At 59.3% G+C, this 18,486-nt stretch carries 17 protein-coding genes; 7 read left to right on the top strand and 10 right to left on the bottom strand.

Annotated features, from left to right (window positions below; translation table 11 throughout):
• The 4 genes from AC4FIA_RS00500 to AC4FIA_RS00485 all read right to left on the bottom strand — a co-directional run bounded on the left by AC4FIA_RS00500 (window position 1) and on the right by AC4FIA_RS00485 (window position 4,529).
• The gene (locus tag AC4FIA_RS00500; protein WP_490364289.1) at window positions 1-1,080 is read right to left on the bottom strand and encodes an ABC transporter permease; all 1,080 of its coding nucleotides are present in this window, start codon (window positions 1,078-1,080) and stop codon (window positions 1-3) included.
• A gap of 93 nt (window positions 1,081-1,173) precedes the next feature.
• Window positions 1,174-2,544 (bottom strand): CmpA/NrtA family ABC transporter substrate-binding protein, encoded by a 1,371-nt coding sequence (locus AC4FIA_RS00495; RefSeq protein WP_490364288.1) that lies wholly within the window; start codon window positions 2,542-2,544, stop codon window positions 1,174-1,176.
• Between the two features lie 252 nt (window positions 2,545-2,796).
• Window positions 2,797-3,948, bottom strand: coding sequence for a CmpA/NrtA family ABC transporter substrate-binding protein (locus AC4FIA_RS00490; protein WP_490364287.1), 1,152 nt, complete (start codon window positions 3,946-3,948; stop codon window positions 2,797-2,799).
• Window positions 3,945-4,529, bottom strand: a complete 585-nt coding sequence (locus AC4FIA_RS00485) for an ANTAR domain-containing response regulator (RefSeq protein WP_490364286.1) — start codon at window positions 4,527-4,529, stop codon at window positions 3,945-3,947. The genes AC4FIA_RS00490 and AC4FIA_RS00485 overlap by 4 nt, the downstream gene beginning before the upstream one ends.
• 219 nt (window positions 4,530-4,748) lie before the next feature.
• Between AC4FIA_RS00485 and AC4FIA_RS00480 the strand changes: the two genes are divergently transcribed.
• Window positions 4,749-5,102, top strand: a complete 354-nt coding sequence (locus AC4FIA_RS00480; RefSeq protein WP_490364285.1) for an H-type lectin domain-containing protein — start codon at window positions 4,749-4,751, stop codon at window positions 5,100-5,102.
• A 51-nt stretch (window positions 5,103-5,153) separates the two neighbouring features.
• Here AC4FIA_RS00480 and AC4FIA_RS00475 read toward each other — a convergent pair whose 3' ends face one another.
• Window positions 5,154-6,164, bottom strand: coding sequence for a ribose-phosphate pyrophosphokinase (locus AC4FIA_RS00475; protein WP_490364284.1), 1,011 nt, complete (start codon window positions 6,162-6,164; stop codon window positions 5,154-5,156).
• 94 nt (window positions 6,165-6,258) lie between these two features.
• Here AC4FIA_RS00475 and AC4FIA_RS00470 point away from each other — a divergent pair, with 94 nt between their 5' ends.
• The gene (locus tag AC4FIA_RS00470) at window positions 6,259-6,858 is read left to right on the top strand and encodes a 2-hydroxychromene-2-carboxylate isomerase (protein WP_490364283.1); all 600 of its coding nucleotides are present in this window, start codon (window positions 6,259-6,261) and stop codon (window positions 6,856-6,858) included.
• Between the two features lie 11 nt (window positions 6,859-6,869).
• Complete coding sequence (locus AC4FIA_RS00465; RefSeq protein ID WP_490364282.1) at window positions 6,870-7,664, top strand: alpha/beta fold hydrolase; 795 nt, start codon at window positions 6,870-6,872, stop codon at window positions 7,662-7,664.
• Here the strand turns inward: AC4FIA_RS00465 and plsY are convergent.
• The 4 genes from plsY to AC4FIA_RS00445 all read right to left on the bottom strand — a co-directional run bounded on the left by plsY (window position 7,652) and on the right by AC4FIA_RS00445 (window position 11,191).
• On the bottom strand, window positions 7,652-8,260 hold the full coding sequence (plsY, locus tag AC4FIA_RS00460; RefSeq protein ID WP_103909111.1) for a glycerol-3-phosphate 1-O-acyltransferase PlsY: 609 nt from the start codon (window positions 8,258-8,260) through the stop codon (window positions 7,652-7,654). The two genes, AC4FIA_RS00465 and plsY, sit on opposite strands and share 13 nt — an antisense overlap.
• Before the next feature lie 116 nt (window positions 8,261-8,376).
• On the bottom strand, window positions 8,377-9,672 hold the full coding sequence (gene pyrC, locus AC4FIA_RS00455) for a dihydroorotase (protein WP_490364281.1): 1,296 nt from the start codon (window positions 9,670-9,672) through the stop codon (window positions 8,377-8,379).
• A 26-nt stretch (window positions 9,673-9,698) separates the two neighbouring features.
• The gene (locus AC4FIA_RS00450; RefSeq protein WP_490364280.1) at window positions 9,699-10,244 is read right to left on the bottom strand and encodes an aspartate carbamoyltransferase catalytic subunit; all 546 of its coding nucleotides are present in this window, start codon (window positions 10,242-10,244) and stop codon (window positions 9,699-9,701) included.
• The gene (locus tag AC4FIA_RS00445) at window positions 10,241-11,191 is read right to left on the bottom strand and encodes an aspartate carbamoyltransferase catalytic subunit (protein ID WP_103909108.1); all 951 of its coding nucleotides are present in this window, start codon (window positions 11,189-11,191) and stop codon (window positions 10,241-10,243) included. The genes AC4FIA_RS00450 and AC4FIA_RS00445 overlap by 4 nt, the downstream gene beginning before the upstream one ends.
• Window positions 11,192-11,298: 107 nt before the next feature.
• On the opposite strand from AC4FIA_RS00445, the gene AC4FIA_RS00440 reads away from it, so the two are divergent.
• From AC4FIA_RS00440 to AC4FIA_RS00425, 4 genes are all read left to right on the top strand, one after another.
• Window positions 11,299-12,075 carry a uracil-DNA glycosylase gene (locus tag AC4FIA_RS00440; protein WP_490364279.1) on the top strand — a complete coding sequence of 259 codons (777 nt, stop codon included), beginning with the start codon at window positions 11,299-11,301 and terminating at the stop codon, window positions 12,073-12,075.
• Between the two features lie 6 nt (window positions 12,076-12,081).
• Window positions 12,082-12,624: a molybdenum cofactor biosynthesis protein B gene (gene moaB / locus AC4FIA_RS00435; protein ID WP_103909106.1), complete on the top strand. Its 543-nt coding sequence runs from the start codon at window positions 12,082-12,084 to the stop codon at window positions 12,622-12,624.
• A 100-nt stretch (window positions 12,625-12,724) separates the two neighbouring features.
• Window positions 12,725-14,182, top strand: a complete 1,458-nt coding sequence (locus tag AC4FIA_RS00430) for an efflux RND transporter periplasmic adaptor subunit (protein ID WP_490364278.1) — start codon at window positions 12,725-12,727, stop codon at window positions 14,180-14,182.
• 2 nt (window positions 14,183-14,184) lie between these two features.
• Window positions 14,185-17,568: an efflux RND transporter permease subunit gene (locus AC4FIA_RS00425; RefSeq protein ID WP_490364277.1), complete on the top strand. Its 3,384-nt coding sequence runs from the start codon at window positions 14,185-14,187 to the stop codon at window positions 17,566-17,568.
• Here the strand turns inward: AC4FIA_RS00425 and AC4FIA_RS00420 are convergent, their stop codons facing one another.
• Entirely contained in the window at window positions 17,569-18,369 is an 801-nt protein-coding gene (locus AC4FIA_RS00420; RefSeq protein WP_490364276.1) for a protein-disulfide reductase DsbD domain-containing protein, read from the bottom strand.
• Window positions 18,370-18,486: the final 117 nt, after the last annotated feature.

The following is an 18,486-nucleotide window of genomic DNA, read 5'->3' as shown; positions in this document are numbered from 1 at the left end:
TTACCGGTTGTTGGTGAAGGTAAAGGCGGCCTGGATCGCGTACATGATCCGATCAAGCAGGAAGCCGATGATGCCGATGGTGAAGACAGCAACCATGATCTTGGCCAGCGACTGGGAAGAGCCGTTCTGGAATTCGTCCCAGACGAATTTGCCAAGGCCCGGGTTCTGCGCCAGCATTTCAGCGGCGATCAGAACCATCCAGCCAACACCCAGCGACAGACGCAGACCAGTGAAGATCAGAGGCAGGGCGGACGGCAGAACCAGTTTGGTGATTTTGGTCCATGTGTTCATTTTCAGAACCTTGGAAACCGACACCAGATCCTTGTCGATGCTGGACACACCCAGCGCGGTGTTGATCAGAGTGGGCCACAGCGAACACAGGGTCACGGTGATGGCCGAGATCAGGAAGGATTTCGAGAACATGCCGTCGTTGGTTGTGTAGACGGCGGATACCACCATGGTCACGATGGGCAACCATGCCAGCGGGGAAACGGGTTTGAAGATCTGGATCAGCGGGTTCAGCGCGGCGTTGGCTGTCTGGGACAGACCGGCCGAGATACCCAGCGGGATCGCGATGACAGATGCGATCAGAAAGCCGAAGAATACGGTTTTGATCGAGGTCCAGATTTGATCGTAGTAGGTCGGTTTGCCGGTGTAGACGCGCTCTTTGACCTTATCGGCTTGGCCGTTTGCGATCAGCTTGGCGTTACGTTCGTCCTGACGCACGTAGAACGCGGCTTCTTTTTCGGTTTCGCGAACGGCGTCTTCGTGCAGGTTGATCACCTGTTCCCAGACCTGAACAGGTCCCGGGATCGCGCCAAGCGATGTTTGAACTTTGGGTGCAAGGCTGCCCCATGCAACAAGGAATGCGCAAATCGCCAGCACAGGCACGCCCAGCAGGCGCCAGATTTCTTTGGCTTGGGCGCTGGGGTTGTCACCTGCGACAGCACGCAGGATGGGTGTGACCCAAGACAGGCCTAAGGCGCTAAACCAAGCGTCAGCTTTGTTGATGCGGGTGAAGAGGCGTGCACGGCGGGCTTCGGCCTCTGCGTCGACGACTTCAGGATCAATGGCGGTCATTAGGAGTGTCCTGTGATCAGGTAGGGTTGAGAAAGAGGGGGAGAGAAAAGGCCCCCCTGCGATAGTCTGCAGGGGGAGCAGGGAGAGGTGTGTTTAGCCTTTGACTTCGCTGCCAACGACAATCTGTTCGCCTTTCAGGCCGATCGGCAGGCTGTCGAGGTAGGCGTTCGGCGCTTTGCCGTCATAGGCGATGCCGTCGATGATATCTTCGGCAGGTGTCGGCGCCTTGAAGCCGTCGCTGTCCCAAGGGAAGTCAGCTTCGTTTGCCAGACCTTCATCAACCAGCATACGCGCTGCGTTCAGGTAGATGTCGGGGCGGTAAACGGACTTGGCTGTTTCTACATACCATTCGTCGGACTTCGGCTCGGCGATTTGGCCCCAGCGGCGCATCTGTGTCAGGTACCAGATCGCGTCCGAGTAGAAGGGGTATGTCGCGTTGTAACGGAAGAACACGTTGAAGTCGGGAACTTCGCGAACGTCGCCTTTTTCGTATTCAAAGGTGCCAGTCATCGAGTTCGCGATCACGTCGTAATCCGCGCCCACGTATTCGGAACGGGACAGGATTTCGACCGCTTCAGGACGGTTGGCGTTGTCGTTTTCATCCAGCCAGATCGCCGCGCGGATCAGCGCTTTGGTCACAGCTGCTGTGGTGTTCGGGTACATTTCCGCGAATTCTGCGGTGATGCCGAATACCTTCTCGGGGTTGTTCTTCCACAGTTCGTAATCTGTGACGACAGGAACACCGATGCCTTTGAATACGGCCTGCTGGTTCCACGGCTCACCTACGCAGTAGCCAAAGATTGTGCCCGCTTCGAGCGTGGCCGGCATCTGCGGCGGAGGTGTTACGGACAACAGAACATCCGCGCCGATCTGGCCGGAAATGTCTTCGGGCGAATAGTAACCCGGGTGCAGGCCACCTGCCGCCAGCCAGTAGCGCAGTTCGTAGTTGTGTGTGGAAACAGGGAAAACCATGCCCATGTTGAACGGGATGCCTTGGTCTTTGTAGTCCTCAACAACCGGTGCCAGTGCCTCGGCGCTGATCGGGTGCTGCGGGCGGCCATCGTCCATTTTGGGGATATTCGGCTTCATCTGTTCCCAGATTTCGTTGGAAACCGTGATGCCGTTGCCGTTCAGGTCCATCGAGAACGGTGTGATGATGTGTGCTTCTGTACCGAAACCGATTGTCGCCGCCAAAGGCTGACCCGCCAGCATGTGCGCGCCGTCCAGCTGACCGTCGATGACGCCGTCCAGAAGAACCTTCCAATTCGCTTGTGCTTCCAGAGTGACGAACAGGCCTTCGTCTTCGAAATAGCCGTTTTCATATGCTACAGCGAGCGGTGCCATATCGGTCAGCTTGATAAAGCCGAAGGTCAGCTCGTCTTTTTCCAGATCAAGCATCTCGGCGCTGGCGGGCAGGGCCACCAGCATGCTTGATGCAAGAGCGTAAGAAAGAAGTTTTTTCATTAGACGTCCTGTCGTTTTGGCCATCAGGGCCGGGAAAAGAAAAAAGCCGCGCGTCTGAGCGATGACGGGGAGGATGTCATCAAACAGACGAGCGGCTTTGCTCGGATATGTGTTGGTGCCTACGTCGGTACCGGAAAGTCGTGGGCGTCTATGCCCTGTGAATACATTCTATGAAGGCCGTGTGCGGCTCAACAAAGGTTCCCGTTTTTTTGCCAAGATTCTGCTGCATCGCAGAAACTGCCTAAAAAATAGTCAAACTTCCTGACCTGAGTCGAAGATTTTGCCGTCAAAAAATGCGTCTGGCCCCAGAATCAGGTGCCCGCGAGCCGATGCAACGGCTGTCGCGTGACGCATTGAGCCCTCAAGTTTCTCGGATGCGCCGGGCATATCGGCCCCAATTGTGCTCAGGTGCTGACGGTACAGATCAGACCGGAAGCTTTTCTTGGCCGTTTCGATTCCCTCTGCATCGGCATTCAGACGCGCCGCGATCCATGCGGCCTGACTGCGCCACGGGAAATTGGCGGCATGGCGGTTGAAGATCAGGAAGTTTTCGACGTGTTCGCCCGGAAGGCCCATGTCAGGCGACAGCGAGTTGCTGATAGCAGGGTCGATCACCGTGTCCGGCAAATCCAGATGTGCGCTGCGGCTGAGAATGTCGACGGCGAGAGGTTTGTTCGAACCGGTATCCAGCCACCGGGCCGCCTTATAGATAGCGCGCATCAGTGCGCCGCAGGTTTCGGGATTTTCGTTCGCCCATTCATGGCGCACGGCCAGAACCTTTTCCGGTGCGAACTGCCAGATAGCAGAGCTTGGCAGGATCAGGCGGCCAACGCCGCGCGCAACAGCGACACTGCCCCAGGGTTCGCCGACGCAGAATACATCAACCAGACCGTTTTCCAGCGCATCGGCCATACGCGGCGGCGGGGTGGTGACAATCTCGATCTCGATCCCTGCTTCGGCGGCCTTATCTGACAGCCAGTATTCAAACAGCAGCCGGTGCATCGAAAATGGAAAGGGCACGCCAACGCGCAACTTTCCTTTGACCGCGGCCAGCAGGGCCTCGGCGTTCAGCTTGGGGTCGGCGAAAGGCACGTCGCCCATCGCTTTGGACATGTCCTGTGAAACGCCGATGATCGTGCCATTGACCGACAGAACCATCAGCGCATCGATCTGGGCCGACAATCCGCCCAGCCCCATGGACATCGCAACCGACATCGGTGCCAGCATTTGGGCCGCTTCAAGATGCCCAAGCGCAAGCATATCGCGCAGCGCCGACCATGACGGCTGTGGCGTCAGTGTCAGTTCCAGACCTTCTTCGGCTGCGAAGTTCAGTTCTTTCGCGATGATCAGCGGGGCAGAGTCGATCAGCGGAACGTATCCGCAATTCAGGTGTGTTGCGCTCATGACAGCAAATCCGATGCGGTCACGAGGGCCTGCGCGACGTCGATCACCTTTTTCCCCTGATCCATCGCGGATTTGCGTAGCAGGGCGTAGGCTTCGTCTTCGCCAATGCCGCGCGCTTTCATAATAAGACCCTTCGCACGGTCGATGGTTTTGCGATCTGCCAGCGCGCGTTTGGCCGCGTCCAGTTCGGTCTGCATTTTACGCATGACCTGAAACCGCGCGATGGCCGTTTCGATCACCGGTTTGATCCGGTTCATATGCAGCCCGTCCACAACATAGGCGCTAAGACCTGCCTGAACGGCCGCTTGGGTCATGGCATCATCGGTTTTGTCGACAAACATCGCCACGGGCCGCGATTTGGCGTCGCTGACCATGCTGATATGTTCCAGCGTGTCGCGATCCGGGTTGGCCAGATCGATCAAAACAATGTCCGGCGACAACGTTTTCATCTGGCGGTCAAGGGCGGTCACATCGCCGACGACATGCAGATTGGTCCACCCGTCAGCAGTGAGGGCGTCGATAATAGAATGGGCTCGTTCGGGGTCCGGTTCGACCACCAGAATGCGCAGGTCCTGATCCATAGTCTTCGCGTCTCTTAAATTTTGTGAAAGTCGAAGGGGGCTAGGTGTGTGCAGGGCACTGGAACACGCCTGCTGGCCATTCGGTAGGCGTCAAATTGACCGTGTGACGGAAAATTGGGCATTTGGGTAAGCCTGATCCTGATGCAAAGGGTACAAAATGGCTTTTCTCTTTACGGCCAATTTGTCTAAGTACACCAGAGGTAAAGGAGTATCGGTTGCATGAAGCGAATGCGCAGCAACTCTGTCGGTGTCGAACAAGGCAATGTTGAGCTTTTCTCCGATTTCGCGACCGGTGGCGACATGTGGACCGGATCCGGAGCCCGTGAACGCCGCAAGTGGATCGCCTTTTCCGAAAGCTTCCGGTCAACGCCCGTGGTTCATGTCACCCTGTCACTGTGGGACATGGACTCGGACGCCAACGTGCGCGCCGATATTGTGGCCGAAAAAGTGGATACCACCGGTTTCGAACTGGTCTTTCGCACATGGGGTGACACACGCGTGGCCCGCGTCCGGATGAGCTGGATGGCGATTGGTGAATTGCCGAACGAAGACGATTTCGAGTTGATGCTATAAAAAAACGGGCCGCTGGGGCCCGTTCTTTGCGATTAGATCAAGATCGAAGACTTACAGAATGCCTTCGTAGATCGGGCCCAGTGTTTCTGTCTCGAACAGGGACGAAACCGATGTACCGTTCCAGATGTTCAGGATCGCTTGGGCGAACATCGGGGCTGTCGGGACAACGCGGATGTTCGGCGCGGCTTTCGCGGCGTCGGTCAGCTCGATCGAGTCTGTGATGACCAGCGACTTCATGACCGACTTGGAGATGCGTTCAACCGCAGGGCCGGACAGAACGCCGTGTGTGATGTAGGAATGCACCTCGGTCGCGCCGTGTTCCATCAGAACTTCAGCAGCTTTGCAGAGCGTACCAGCCGTGTCGCAGATGTCGTCCACGATGATACATTTCTTGCCTTTGACGTCGCCGATAACGGTCATTTCAGCGATTTCACCGGGCTTTTCGCGGCGCTTGTCTACGATGGACAGCGGCGCGTTGATACGTTTCGCGAGTTCGCGGGCACGGGCCACGCCGCCCACGTCGGGGGACACAACCATCACGTCTTCCAGACCGTCTTTGAACTGCGACAGCACGTCCAGCGCAAAAATCGGCGAAGCGTAAAGGTTGTCCACCGGAATGTCGAAGAAGCCCTGAATCTGCGCGGCGTGCAGGTCCATGGTCAGGATGCGTTCGATACCAGCCGACACCATCATGTTGGCAACCAGCTTGGCTGTGATCGGTGTACGCGCCTTTGTGCGGCGGTCCTGACGGGCGTAGCCGAAGTAGGGGATCACAGCGGTGATGCGTGCAGCCGACGAACGGCGCAGCGCGTCTGCCATGACCAGCAGCTCCATCAGGTTGTCGTTGGCGGGGTTCGACGTCGATTGGATGATGAACATGTCTTCACCACGGACGTTTTCGAACACCTCGACGAAAATCTCTTGGTCGTTGAACCGTTCGATGCGGGCGTCCACCAGACCGACGTTCATCCCGCGGTACAGGGACATGCGGCGTGCGATGGCTTGCGCCAGCGGCAGGTTCGCGTTTCCAGAGATAAGTTTGGGTTCGATGACGGCAGGCATGGGCTTGTCTCCGGATTAACGATTCGTCAGAGTGCGCGTCGATTAACACGCCGCACCCGTGTGGCAAAGGCGAACCCGCAGAGGAGGACGAAAAGTGCCCCATATTGATTACTTCTTTGCGACATTGTCGCCATATGCCTATCTCGCAGGCCAGCGACTGGAAGAGATTGCAGACAAACACGGCGCGACAATCACCTATAAGCCGCTGGATATTATCGCGCTGTTCGGGCGCACCGGTGGCACACCACCAAAGGAACGCCATCCCAGCCGTCAGGAATACCGCGCGCAGGAACTGAAGCGTCAGGCGGCGAAAGCAGAAAAGCCGTTCAACCTGCAACCGATGCACTGGCCGACCAACATGGCGCCGTCATCCTATGCCATCATTGCCGCGCAAAAGGCGGGCGGCGGTGATCTGGGTGCGTTGGCCCACAGCTTTATGCGGGCCTGCTGGGCCGAGGAAAAGAACATCGCCGACGACGAGGTGGTGCGCGCATGTCTGAGCGCGGCCGGCTTTGATCCGTCGCTTGCCGACAGCGGATTGCTGGTCGGGGCCGAAGAATATGCGGCCAATCTGGAAGAGGCCGTCAATCGCGGCGTCTTTGGCGCGCCGTTCTATGTGACCGACACCGATCAGCGGTTCTGGGGGCAGGATCGTCTGGCTGATCTGGACGCCCATCTGTCGGGTAACTTGTGATCGGATAGACTGTGACTGAACCAACGATCTTTACTCGCTCCTTCGGGAAGGGGCCGGAAGGCGCTTTGTGCCTGCATTGTGCCTTGGGCCATTCCGGTTTCTGGGCCGCATATGAACCGCTTTTAGGCGACCGGTTAACGATGCGCGGCTTTGATATGCCGATGCATGGCAAGAGCGCAGGCGTGCCCTTGGAAGGCGATGTACACGATCAGGTTACGGATATTGCTGCGGGGCTTTTGCAGGACGGCGATCATCTGATCGGGCACAGCTTTGGGGCCACGATTGCCCTGCGTCTGGCCGAGATGTTTCCCGACAAGGTGAAGACGCTGACGCTGATAGAACCCGTTCTGTTCAACGCGGCCAAGATCGTGTCGGTTCAGGCCTTTGACGACCATTTCGAACAGGCGTCCCATGCGCGGAACAAGTTCTACGAAGGCGACGGGCTAGAGGCCGCGCGGCTGTTTACCTCGATCTGGGGTGGGGGACGTCCTTGGGAAAAAACACCCCAGCCGGTACGCGATATGATGGCGAAACAGATGGCCTTTGTGTTCGGCAGCAACCCAGCGCTCATGGATGATCGGGCCGGTGTGTTGAAACCTGACGCGCTGGCCAAGGTCACAATGCCGACGCTGCTTCTACGCGGATCGGAAACCGCCCCTGTTATTCAGGCCGTCCATAAGGGATTAGAGCAGGTGTTGCCCAACGCGCGGGATCAGGTGATTGAAGGTGCCGGTCATATGGCCCCCATGAGCCATGTCGACGATGTCGCCAAAGCTGTCACCAACATGCTGGATCAGGATTTCTGACCGACTTTCGGTTCCTGACCAGCCCGTAGCCGCGAGATGTTGGCGCGGTGGCGGTAGAACACCATCAGTGTCAGGATCATGCCCAGCAGCAGCGCCTCTCCGCGGCCCAGCAACAGCATCCACAAGGTCGAGCTTGAAGCGCAAACCAGTGCGCCCATGCTGGAAATCCGTGTAAGCGCAACCGCAGCAAGCCATGTGGCACAAACCAAAAGGCCAACGGGCCAGACCAAAGCCAGCAGAACGCCAAGGAAAGTGGCAACACCCTTACCACCTTTGAACTTGAGCCAGACCGGATAGCAGTGACCGATAAACGCCAATAGCGCGGCCAGTTGCGCGGCATCTTCGCCAGCAACGGCACGTGCAATCAGAACAGCAACCGCGCCTTTTGCCCCATCAAGAAGCAGCGTCAGTGCGCCAGCCGATTTGCTGCCTGTCCGTAAAACATTCGTCGCCCCGATGTTGCCGGACCCGATCTGACGTGGATCGCCAAGGCCAAAGACCTTCGTCACAACCAGTCCGAAGGGCACCGATCCCAGCAGATAGGCAAAGACGCCCAATAGCAGAAGAAGGGGCAGGGATGTCTCGATTGCGGGCATGGCACTCGCCTCTTTTGCGATTATTTTGCGAGAGTTTACCCGCAGGGCACGTTTCCGCCAAGCACAGAAGATGTGTCGGCAAATGGCCGCGCCGCAAGCGACGCAGCGTTGCGGAATCAGAGCTTGTAGACAGTTTCGCCCGACACCAGCGTACGCAGGATGCGGCCCTGAAGGCGCGCACCGTCGAAGGGCGTGTTCTTGGACTTCGACTTCAGCTTGAAACGGTCAAGGATCAGCGGTTTGTCGGGATCGAACAGGATCAGATCGGCGGGGGCGTTCTTTTCCAGACGACCACAATCCAGACCCAACCGTTTGGCGGGGTTCAGCGACAGCGCGCGGAACAGCGTCGGCAGTTCCAGATCGCCGGAATGATAAAGGCGCAACAGAACCGGCAGCATGGTTTCCAGGCCGACCGCACCGGATGCGGCCTCTTCAAACGGCAGGCGTTTGCTTTCTTCGTCCTGCGGGGTGTGCATCGACGAAATCGTGTCGATCAACCCGCTGCGAATGGCGTCGATTACGGCCTGACGGTCTTCTTCGGCGCGCAGCGGCGGCTTGACCTTAAAGAACGTGCGGTAGTCAGACACATCCAGTTCGTTCAGCGTCATATGGTGCATGGACGTGCCTGCGGTCACGTCGAACCCATTGGCCTTGGCGCGTTCCAGCGCGGGCAGGGCGCGCGCCGTGGTGATCTGGTCGGCGTGGTATTTCGCACCGGTCATTTCGACGATGGCGATGTCACGATCCAGCCCCATGCGTTCCGCCATAGGTGACACACCCGGCAGGCCACGCAGCGATGCGAACTTGCCCGAGGTCGCAGCCGCCCCTTTGGACAGGCCGGGGTCCTGCGGGTGGCCGATCACCAACGCACCCAGCGAACGGGCATAGGTCATTGCGCGGCTTAGGACCTTGGTGTCTGTGACGACGTTGTCGCCATCGGTAAAGGCCACGGCACCTGCATCGAGCAGAAAGCCGATTTCAGACATCTCGCGGCCCTGACGGCCCTTGGTCAGCGCAGCCATGGGGCGCACGTTGACCGGTGTCACCTCATTCGCGCGGCGGCGGATGAATTCCAGCACTTCGGGGTTGTCGATGGCCGGATCGGTGTCGGGGCGCGTGACCATTGTCGTCACACCGCCAGCAGCAGCGGCCTGACCGGCTGTCTTGAAGCTTTCCTTATGGCGTTCGCCCGGTTCACAAACCTTTACGCCCAGATCAACGATCCCCGGCGCAAGGCAAGCACCGCCTGCATCGATCACGTTTTCTTGCGGAACGCGGCTGATCGCGTCTTCTGCATCGGACAGGGACAGAACCGCCGTGATGCGGCCATCCCCGATCAACACGCCGCCTTCGGTCACGGTATCCGCAGAGGGGTCGATCAGTCGGGCGTTTTTGATCAGTGTGGCGGTCATGGTCAGAGTCCGTGCGATCGAAACAATTAGAACAGAACCAGCGCCAGAATGGCGATGATCAGAATGGCCAAGCCAGCCATAATCAGGGTCAAAAGGCGGGAACGGCCTGTGCTTTCACCGGCTTGGCCGAGCGCGCCTTCCAGAACGCCCTTGGCGCTTTCGGCAGACAGGGGCAGCTTGGCTTTGCTGCGACCGGGTTCCTCAAACGTGCCGACCCAGCGCAGCGGCATCCCGATGGTCAGGACCTGTGCGGTGTTGTCAAAGGCCTGACTGGGCAGGACCAGAACATGACCGGTCAGCGAATCCAGTTCGCGCGCGGACAGCTTCAAGTCATCGCCGGTCAGCCCATAGCCCTGCCGCAGATAGGTCGACAGCGGCATGTCCCCAAGGTCACGCAGGTTCACGACCTCAACGAAAGAGCTCCGCAGCTTGGTGGCGCCAAGCGCGTATTGCAAAGGCCATTCGCCGGTGCCTGCCTGTGTGGTGAACCGTTCGATCGCTTCGGGCGGCAGGTTGATGTGGAACACGCGGGTGATCCCGCTTTCAGAGGATTTGATTTCCATCTGTGTCATGCCATCACCTCTTTCGGGCGGGCGCGCAGGTTGCGGGCCAACAGGTCCATCGCGGCCATACGCACGGCAACGCCCATTTCCACCTGTTCCTGAATGACGGACCGGTTGATGTCATCTGCAATTGTGCCGTCGATTTCCACGCCACGGTTCATCGGGCCGGGGTGCATGACGATGGCGTCATCGGCCGCATAAGACAGCTTTTCGGCGTCCAGGCCGTAGCGGTGATAATATTCCCGCTCGGACGGGATAAAGCCGCCGTCCATGCGTTCTTTCTGAAGACGCAGCATCATCACGACGTCCACATCCTTCAGGCCTTCACGCATATCGTCGTAAACCTCGACCCCGAAGTGTTCAATGCCCGACGGCATCAGCGTGGGTGGGCCCACCAGACGCACGCGGTTTTCCATTTTGTGCAGCAACAGGATGTTCGAACGCGCCACGCGGCTGTGCGAGATGTCGCCACAGATCGCGATGTTCAGGCGGTGCAAGCGGCCCTTAGCACGGCGGATCGTCAACGCATCCAAGAGCGCCTGAGTGGGGTGTTCGTGCTTGCCGTCGCCTGCGTTCAGGACGGCACAGTTTACCTTTTGCGCCAACAAATCGACCGCGCCAGAATGGGGGTGACGTACCACCAGCAGATCAGGGTGCATCGCGTTCAGCGACAGCGCTGTATCGACCAGCGTTTCACCCTTTTTGATCGAGCTGGCCTGCATCGCCATGTTCATCACATCCGCGCCAAGGCGCTTGCCCGCCAGTTCGAAACTGGCCTGTGTGCGGGTGGAGTTTTCAAAGAACATGTTGATCTGCGTCAGACCGGACAGCACGCCGGAACGCTTTTCGCGCTGGCGGTTCAGCGTCACGTATTTGTCAGCCAGATCCAGCAGCGTCGTGATTTCATCGGGTCGCAGGGGTTCAATGCCCAGAAGGTGACGCTGGTCGAAACGCATGTGCAATTCCTCGGAAAGATCGCGGCGGTTATAGGCAGGTCGCGCGGTTGCGGCAAGGGGATCGAGGATGTCTTTCGGCGGGGCGCTGCCGCGTGTAAGGTCCAGCCATGGAATCGGAACTGGATTGGCATAGCGCCCGTGCGCTTTTGGAGTGGCAGGTGGAACTTGGCGCGACCGAGGCCATTTGCGAAACGCCGATCAATCGCTTTGAGATTCCCGCAGCTCAGCCCGCCGCAGCGAAAACCCAGCCCCAGCAACCCGTGGCGCCCGTTGCCTTGCCGCAGGTCGATCCGGTGGCCGAGGCGAAAGAGGCGGCCTCTGCCGCTGGCGATCTGGCGGCGTTGCAGGCCGCCATGGCGGCGTTTGAACACTGCGACCTGAAACGTGGCGCGCGCAATCTGGTTTTCAGCGATGGAACGGCGGGTGCCCGCGTGATGATCATCGGCGAAGCACCGGGGCGTGACGAGGATCGCGAAGGTCGGCCTTTTGTCGGGCGCGCCGGGCAGCTTCTGGACAAGATGTTTGCGGCAATCGGCATGGGCCGTGACCGCGAAGGCGATCAGGCGACCTATATCACCAACGTGATGCCGTGGCGTCCGCCGCAAAACCGCGACCCGAAGCCTGAAGAGATTGCCATGATGAAGCCGTTTCTGGAACGGCACATCGCGCTGGCAAAACCTGAATTGCTGGTGGTGATGGGCAATATTTCGGCTCAGGCGGTGTTGGGGCAGCGCGGCATCACGCGGTTGCGTGGCACTTGGGCGACTGCGTGGGACTTGCCTGTGATGCCGATGTTCCACCCCGCCTACCTGCTGCGCAATCCGCTGGCCAAACGCGAAGCATGGGCCGACCTGCAAGCCATTCAGGCGCGCCTAAAAGGGTAAAAAGACATGAGCAGAATTGACGAAACCCGCGACTTTATTCCGGTGCGCATTGCCGTTCTGACCGTCAGCGACACGCGCGAGATGGCAGATGACCGGTCCGGCGATACGCTGGTCGGGCGCTTGACCGAAGCGGGCCACACATTGGCTGCGCGGGACATCATCAAAGACGAACGCGACCAGATCGCGGCCAAGCTGCGCGAATGGTGTGCCGACCCCGAGATTGACGTGATCCTGTCCACAGGCGGCACCGGTCTGACGGGCCGTGACGTGACGGTCGAGGCGCACCGCGATGTCTATGAAAAGGAAATCGATGCCTTCAGCACGGTTTTCACAATGATTTCCATGCAGAAGATCGGCACATCCGCGATTCAAAGCCGCGCCACCGGTGGCGTTGCCAATGGCACGTACCTGTTCGCACTGCCCGGCAGTCCGGGTGCCTGCAAGGACGCTTGGGATGAAATTCTGGTCAAACAGCTCGATTTCCGGCACCGCCCTTGTAACTTTGTCGAGATTTTTCCGCGACTCGACGAACATTTGCGACGGAAATAATCCGGACCAGCGTATAACCTTGGACTATGTACGTCTTTGCGTTTGGCTTAGGCGTCCTAAATCTATGGCATCTGTGTCGCCTGCTTAAGGATCGGTTTCTATGCGTTTTCTGCGTCAAAGCCTGACGGGGCTTTTTCTTCTGGCTGCTACGCTGGGACTCTTGGTCTATGCCGCTGCGACCGTGCGCGACGCGGTGCAGACCCGAATGTCCGAAGAGCCGCGCGTGCCGCAGGCGCGGGAACGTGTGTTTACCGTCAATGTTGTCACCGCCACAGCAGGACGCGAGGTGTCTGTGCTGACAGCCTTCGGTCAGGTCGAAAGCCGCCGCGAACTGGAACTGCGCGCCAGTGCTGGTGGGCGGATTGTCGAACTGGCGGATGGCTTTGTAGAAGGCGGGCATGTCGAGGATCAGCAGCTCTTGGCTCGCATTGATCCTGCCGATGCCGAGGCGGCTCTGGAACGCGCACAATCCGATTTATACGACGCCGAGGCAGAGGCCCGCGAAGCCGCAGACGCCGTTGTTTTGGCGCAGGACAACCTGACTGCGGCCCAAGAACAGGCGCAGCTTTATGAAAAGGCGTTCCAGCGTCAGACCGATTTGCAAAACCGTGGTGTCGGTACTGCCGCCGCTGTTGAAACAGCCGAACTACAGGCATCCAGCGCCCGCGTAACCGTGATCCAGCGCCGTCAATCGTTGGCCGAGGCGAAGGCCCGCGTGGATCAATCCGCGACGACCGTGCAACGGGCGAAACTGGCCGTGTCCGAGGCTGAGCGTAGCCTTGCCGACACCGAAATCCGCGCTGGCTTCTCTGGTACGCTGAGCGATGTGACAGTTGTCGAAGGGCGTCTGGTGTCCTCGAACGAACAGATCGCAAGCTTGGTGGACCCCGACGCGCTTGAAGTCGCGTTCCGAGTGTCGACGCAGGCCTATGCGCGTCTGCTGGATGACAATGGCCAATTGCTGAAGGCGGATGTGACCGTCACGCTGGACGTGTTCGGCACCGATATCGAAGCACAGGCGCGGATTGATCGCGTTGCGGCCTCGACCGGCGATGGCCAGACGGGCCGTGTGGTTTATGCCCGAATGGACCGCGCCCCCAGCTTCCGGCCGGGTGATTTCGTGACCGTCAGCGTGCAGGAACCGGCGCTCGACAACGTGGTGCGCCTGCCTGCCACGGCGGTGGACGGCAATGACACGGTTCTGGTGATTGGCGAGGAAGAGCGCCTGATCTCGGCCAGCGTGCAGGTGATGCGTCGTCAGGGTGACGACGTTCTGGTGCGTGCTCCTGAACTGGAAGGCAAACAGATCGTGGCGCAACGGACGCCCTTGCTGGGGGACGGGATCAAAGTTCGTTCTCTGGCGCCTGCTGGCGAAAACGCCACGGCGGAACCCACACTGCTTGAACTGACCGAGGAACGCCGCGCCCGTCTTGTGGCCTTTGTCGAAGGCAACGGGCGCATGCCGGAAGAGGCCAAGAAACGCGTCTTGGCGCAGCTGTCGCAACCGAAAGTCCCCGCTGAAGTCGTCGAACGTATCGAAGCACGGATCGGGGGCTGATCATGGCGCGTCAGATCTCGGCCAGAACGGGCGGATTGTTCAGCTACTTTACCCGCCACAGAACGTTGGCGAACTTGCTGTTGGTCATGATGTTGTCGGCTGGTCTGCTGGCCATGCCGAACATGCGCGCGCAGTTTTTCCCCGATGTGATTATCGACGAAATCGACGTTAGCGTCCGCTGGGACGGCGCAGGGGCCGAGGATATTGATACCGGCATCATTCAGGTGCTTGAACCTGTGCTGCTGGCTGTTGAGGGCGTCGAAGGCTCGGTCTCGCGATCCCGAGAAGGTGTGGCCAGCATTGAGCTGGAATTCGAACCGAACTGGGACATGGCCCGCGCCGCCAATGACGTGCGTCAGGCCGTGGATGCGGTGACGGAACTACCCGACGATGCGGATGAGCCGGAAATCGGGCGTTCGACGTGGTTTGACCGTGTGACGGACGTGGTGATCACCGGCCCTGTCGGTGCCGATCAGCTGGCGCGGTTCGCCGATGAATTCGTCGCGCGTCTGTTTGTCGAGGGCGTGACCTCGACAACCATTCGCGGGGTTGCGGCACCACGCACGATCATCGAAGTGCCCTCGGCCAACCTGATCGCCTATGACGTCACCATGCGCGAAATCGCGACGGCCATTGCGGCCGAAGTCGACGCTGATCCCGCAGGTGAAGTGCAAGGGGCCAACGCCCGTATCCGCACCGGCACCGAAAAGCGCAGTGCTGAAGAGATTGAGGGGATCGTTCTACGTTCGAACCAAGATGGCACCAAGCTGACCATCGGCGACGTGGGCACAGTTTTTGTCGAAGGCGTAACGCGCGAACGCAGCTATTTCGTGGGCGAAAACCCCGCGATCTCCGTCAGGGTTGATCGTAACGCCCGTGGCGACGCCATCGGCATCCAGCGCACGGTCGAGGAGGTCGCGGCGAAGCTTGAGGCGGAATTGCCTGCTGGCACCGAAATTGATCTGATCCGCACGCGCGCCGAACAAATCACGGGGCGTCTGAACATCCTGTTGGACAACGGTCTGACCGGTCTGGCGCTGGTTGTTTTGCTGTTGTTCCTGTTCCTGAACGCGCGCATCGCGTTCTGGGTAGCCGCGGGCATTCCGACGGCGATGCTGGCCGCTGTGGCGCTGATGTACGGGTTCGGGATCACGATCAACATGATCTCGCTTTTCGCGCTGATCATCACGTTGGGGATCGTGGTGGATGACGCCATCGTTGTGGGTGAACACGCTGATCATCTGGCGCGGCGCGGGTTGACGCCTGTCGAGGCGGCGGAAACCGCCGCAAGACGTATGGCGCTGCCTGTGTTCTGCGCCACGCTGACGACCGTGATCGCGTTCTTCGGACTGGTCGCGATTGGTGGGCGGTTCGGTGATCTTATCAAGGACATTCCCTTTACGGTGATCGTGGTGCTCCTGGCATCGCTGGTGGAATGTTTTCTGATCCTGCCCAACCACATGTCCCACGCCCTGAAGCACACCGGCAAGGAACACTGGTACGACCTGCCGTCGCGTGTTGTGAACCGCGGCTTCCGCTGGTTCCGCGATAATATTTTCCGCCGTGTGATGGCTGGCGTTGTGGCGGGCCGCTACGTTGTTCTGGCGGCGTCGATTGTTCTGCTGGCATCGCAGGCGTCGCAACTGATCCGGGGCGATGTGAACTGGCGGTTCTTTAACGCGCCCGAGAATTCGTCGGTCACAGGCAACTTTGCCATGGCACCAGGGGCGACGCGCGACGACAGCATCGAAATGATGCGCGAAATGCAGCGCGCGGTCGAGGCGCTGGGCGCGGAATACGAAGAACGCTATGGCAAAAATCCGGTGGCCTATGTGCTGGCGGAAATCGGTGGAAACGCCGGTCGCGGCTTGTCTGGCACCGAAAGCAAAGACCCCGAACAGCTTGGTTCGATTTCCATCGAATTGATCGACGCGGACGAACGCCCCTATTCCAGTTTCGCCTTTGTGGGCGAACTGCAGGACAAGGTCGTGAACCACCCCTTGGCTGAAACGGTCAGCTTCCGTGGCTGGCGGTCGGGCCCCGGCGGTGACGCGCTGGATGTGCAATTCTACGGTGCGGACGCGGCGGTTCTAAAGGCGGCCTCGGAAGACCTGAAAGAAGCGCTGCTGCGCTTCCCCGAGGTATCGGCGGTCGAAGACAATCTGAGCTATGACAAAGAAGAACTGATCCTTGATCTGACACCACAGGGTCAGGCGCTGGGCTTTGATATCGACAGTTTGGGCACAACTCTGCGCGCGCGTCTGGGCGGGCTTGAGGCTGCAACGTATCCAGATGGATCGCGGTCGGCCTCGATCCGTGTGGAACTGCCGGAAAGCGAACTGACGGCGGATTTCTTGGAACGCACGCAACTGCGCACGCCCGACGGCAACTATGTGATCCTCGGTGACATTGTGGACGTCGAACGCAGGACCGGATTTTCGACCGTCCGGCGCGAAAACGGCATCCGTCTGATTTCCGTCACCGGCGACATTTCCGAGGATAACGCCGAACGCGCCAACGAGATCATGAAGGCGCTGGAGGAAGAGATCCTGCCCGCCATCGCCAGCACCCGTCAGGTCGATTTCCGCCTGTCCGGCCTGTCGGAGCAGGAAGGCGAATTCCTGTCGGATGCGATGACAGGCCTGACGCTGGTGTTGCTGGGGATTTACCTTGTCCTGTCGTGGGTTTTTGCCAGTTGGTCGCGGCCTTTCGTGGTGATGGCGATCATCCCGTTTGGTCTGGTGGGCACGATCTATGGTCACGCGATCTGGGACATTCCGACCAGTATGTTCACGGTCGTCGGCTTTCTGGGGATGACAGGGATCATCATCAACGACTCCATCGTTCTGGTGACGACCATCGACGAATACGCCGAAAACCGTGGGATCATTCCAGCCATTATCGACGGCACAGCCGACCGTTTGCGCCCTGTTCTTCTGACCACGCTGACAACGGTTCTGGGCCTTGCGCCGCTGCTTTATGAAACCTCGTCGCAGGCGCAGTTCCTGAAGCCGACTGTTGTCACGCTTTGCTATGGTCTGGGCTTTGGCATGGTGCTGGTGCTTCTGGTCGTGCCGGCGCTGATCGCGATTGGTGAGGACTTTGGCCGGGCGAAAACCGCGTTGATGCATGGCCTGCGTTTCCGCGTGGCGCGGGTGCGTGCGGCATATCTGGCGGGTGTGGCGGTTTTGCTGGCGTGGTTGGCGGCGACACTGGGTGCGTTCGCCGTGAACGGCGCAATGGCTGGCCCGTTGGCGCAAATGTTTCCACAGGTCACGTCGCTGCAAATGGCCTTTGCGCTGTTTGTTGTAGGCGCGGCGGTCTTGGCGTTGGTGGCTTATATCGTGGCAGGAAGCTTGATTGCGGTCAGGCGCAAACGCGCCTGATCAGCCGTCGCAGCCTTTGATATCGACTGCGTAGGATTTGCCCAGAACGGTTATGCGGATGCCAGAGCGATCCAACGCAAAGGGCTTGCCCTCAACATGGGACAGGTCCGCTGCGGTGATCAGCTCTTTGCCCTGACGTGTGACGTCCGGTTCGGACACCCAGATCATCGGGTTCGACGTTTCAATCACGGTTTCTTCTTTGCCGCCACTGTCCGCCATGGGAATGCGCGCGGTCAGAGTCACGCCATCGCTGCTCGGCTTAATGTCACAGGTGACTTTGCCAACGCCTGCCTCTTTTTCCGAAAACGGGCGGTCTGAAAGCGCGGCTGCGATGACCGGATCGGGTTTGGTCGTATCCGCCGTTAGCGTGGCGCGGATGGTAACGCTGTGCGGTAGACAGATGTCCTTGCACAGACCCAGATCAACGCGAGCATTTAGATTAATATCGCCGTCTTCTGAGGGCGTGATCTGGATCGGGAAAACCACCTGATCGGAATAGCCGACCGACCGCATTCCAGCTTGGTACATCACCTTGGGCGTGGGCCAAGTGATGCCAACGGATTCCATATTGGACGACCCCGACCAGTCAAAGCTGGGCGGAATGCCCGCATCCCCGGGCGCGCGCCAATACGTTTTCCACCCCGGTGCCAGTGTCAGCTGCAGCGCGGTCATATGGGTTCCGTCGGCCTTACGCCAACCGGGGCGCAGTTCGGCCTGAATGATATTGCTCAGGTCCGCAGCCGTAGCAGCTGAGCCCAAGGTCATAAGGGCCAAAGCCGATGTCAGAATCTTGTTTTTCATGTCCGGTAAGATGTGGGCATTCGGTCTGAAATGAAAAGTCACGACTAAGCGAAGGCACGAAGCCGTGATAACTGTGACACGTCGTACAATCGGGCAACGGGCCTTGCGCCTTGGGGT

This window comes from Thalassococcus sp., from assembly GCF_982780845.1.
The sequence above is the reverse complement of the archived record's forward strand: the minus strand, read 5'-3'. Positions and strand labels throughout refer to the sequence as shown.

Coding starts and splice junctions, on each gene's coding strand:
- AC4FIA_RS00500 (WP_490364289.1), bottom strand. CDS start 1,080: ATGACCGCCATTGATCCTGAAGTCGTCGACGCAGAGGCCGAAGCCCGC.
- AC4FIA_RS00495 (WP_490364288.1), bottom strand. CDS start 2,544: ATGAAAAAACTTCTTTCTTACGCTCTTGCATCAAGCATGCTGGTGGCC.
- AC4FIA_RS00490 (WP_490364287.1), bottom strand. CDS start 3,948: ATGAGCGCAACACACCTGAATTGCGGATACGTTCCGCTGATCGACTCT.
- AC4FIA_RS00485 (WP_490364286.1), bottom strand. CDS start 4,529: ATGGATCAGGACCTGCGCATTCTGGTGGTCGAACCGGACCCCGAACGA.
- AC4FIA_RS00480 (WP_490364285.1), top strand. CDS start 4,749: ATGAAGCGAATGCGCAGCAACTCTGTCGGTGTCGAACAAGGCAATGTT.
- AC4FIA_RS00475 (WP_490364284.1), bottom strand. CDS start 6,164: ATGCCTGCCGTCATCGAACCCAAACTTATCTCTGGAAACGCGAACCTG.
- plsY (WP_103909111.1), bottom strand. CDS start 8,260: ATGCCCGCAATCGAGACATCCCTGCCCCTTCTTCTGCTATTGGGCGTC.
- pyrC (WP_490364281.1), bottom strand. CDS start 9,672: ATGACCGCCACACTGATCAAAAACGCCCGACTGATCGACCCCTCTGCG.
- AC4FIA_RS00450 (WP_490364280.1), bottom strand. CDS start 10,244: ATGACACAGATGGAAATCAAATCCTCTGAAAGCGGGATCACCCGCGTG.
- AC4FIA_RS00445 (WP_103909108.1), bottom strand. CDS start 11,191: ATGCGTTTCGACCAGCGTCACCTTCTGGGCATTGAACCCCTGCGACCC.
- AC4FIA_RS00440 (WP_490364279.1), top strand. CDS start 11,299: ATGGAATCGGAACTGGATTGGCATAGCGCCCGTGCGCTTTTGGAGTGG.
- moaB (WP_103909106.1), top strand. CDS start 12,082: ATGAGCAGAATTGACGAAACCCGCGACTTTATTCCGGTGCGCATTGCC.
- AC4FIA_RS00430 (WP_490364278.1), top strand. CDS start 12,725: ATGCGTTTTCTGCGTCAAAGCCTGACGGGGCTTTTTCTTCTGGCTGCT.
- AC4FIA_RS00425 (WP_490364277.1), top strand. CDS start 14,185: ATGGCGCGTCAGATCTCGGCCAGAACGGGCGGATTGTTCAGCTACTTT.
- AC4FIA_RS00420 (WP_490364276.1), bottom strand. CDS start 18,369: ATGAAAAACAAGATTCTGACATCGGCTTTGGCCCTTATGACCTTGGGC.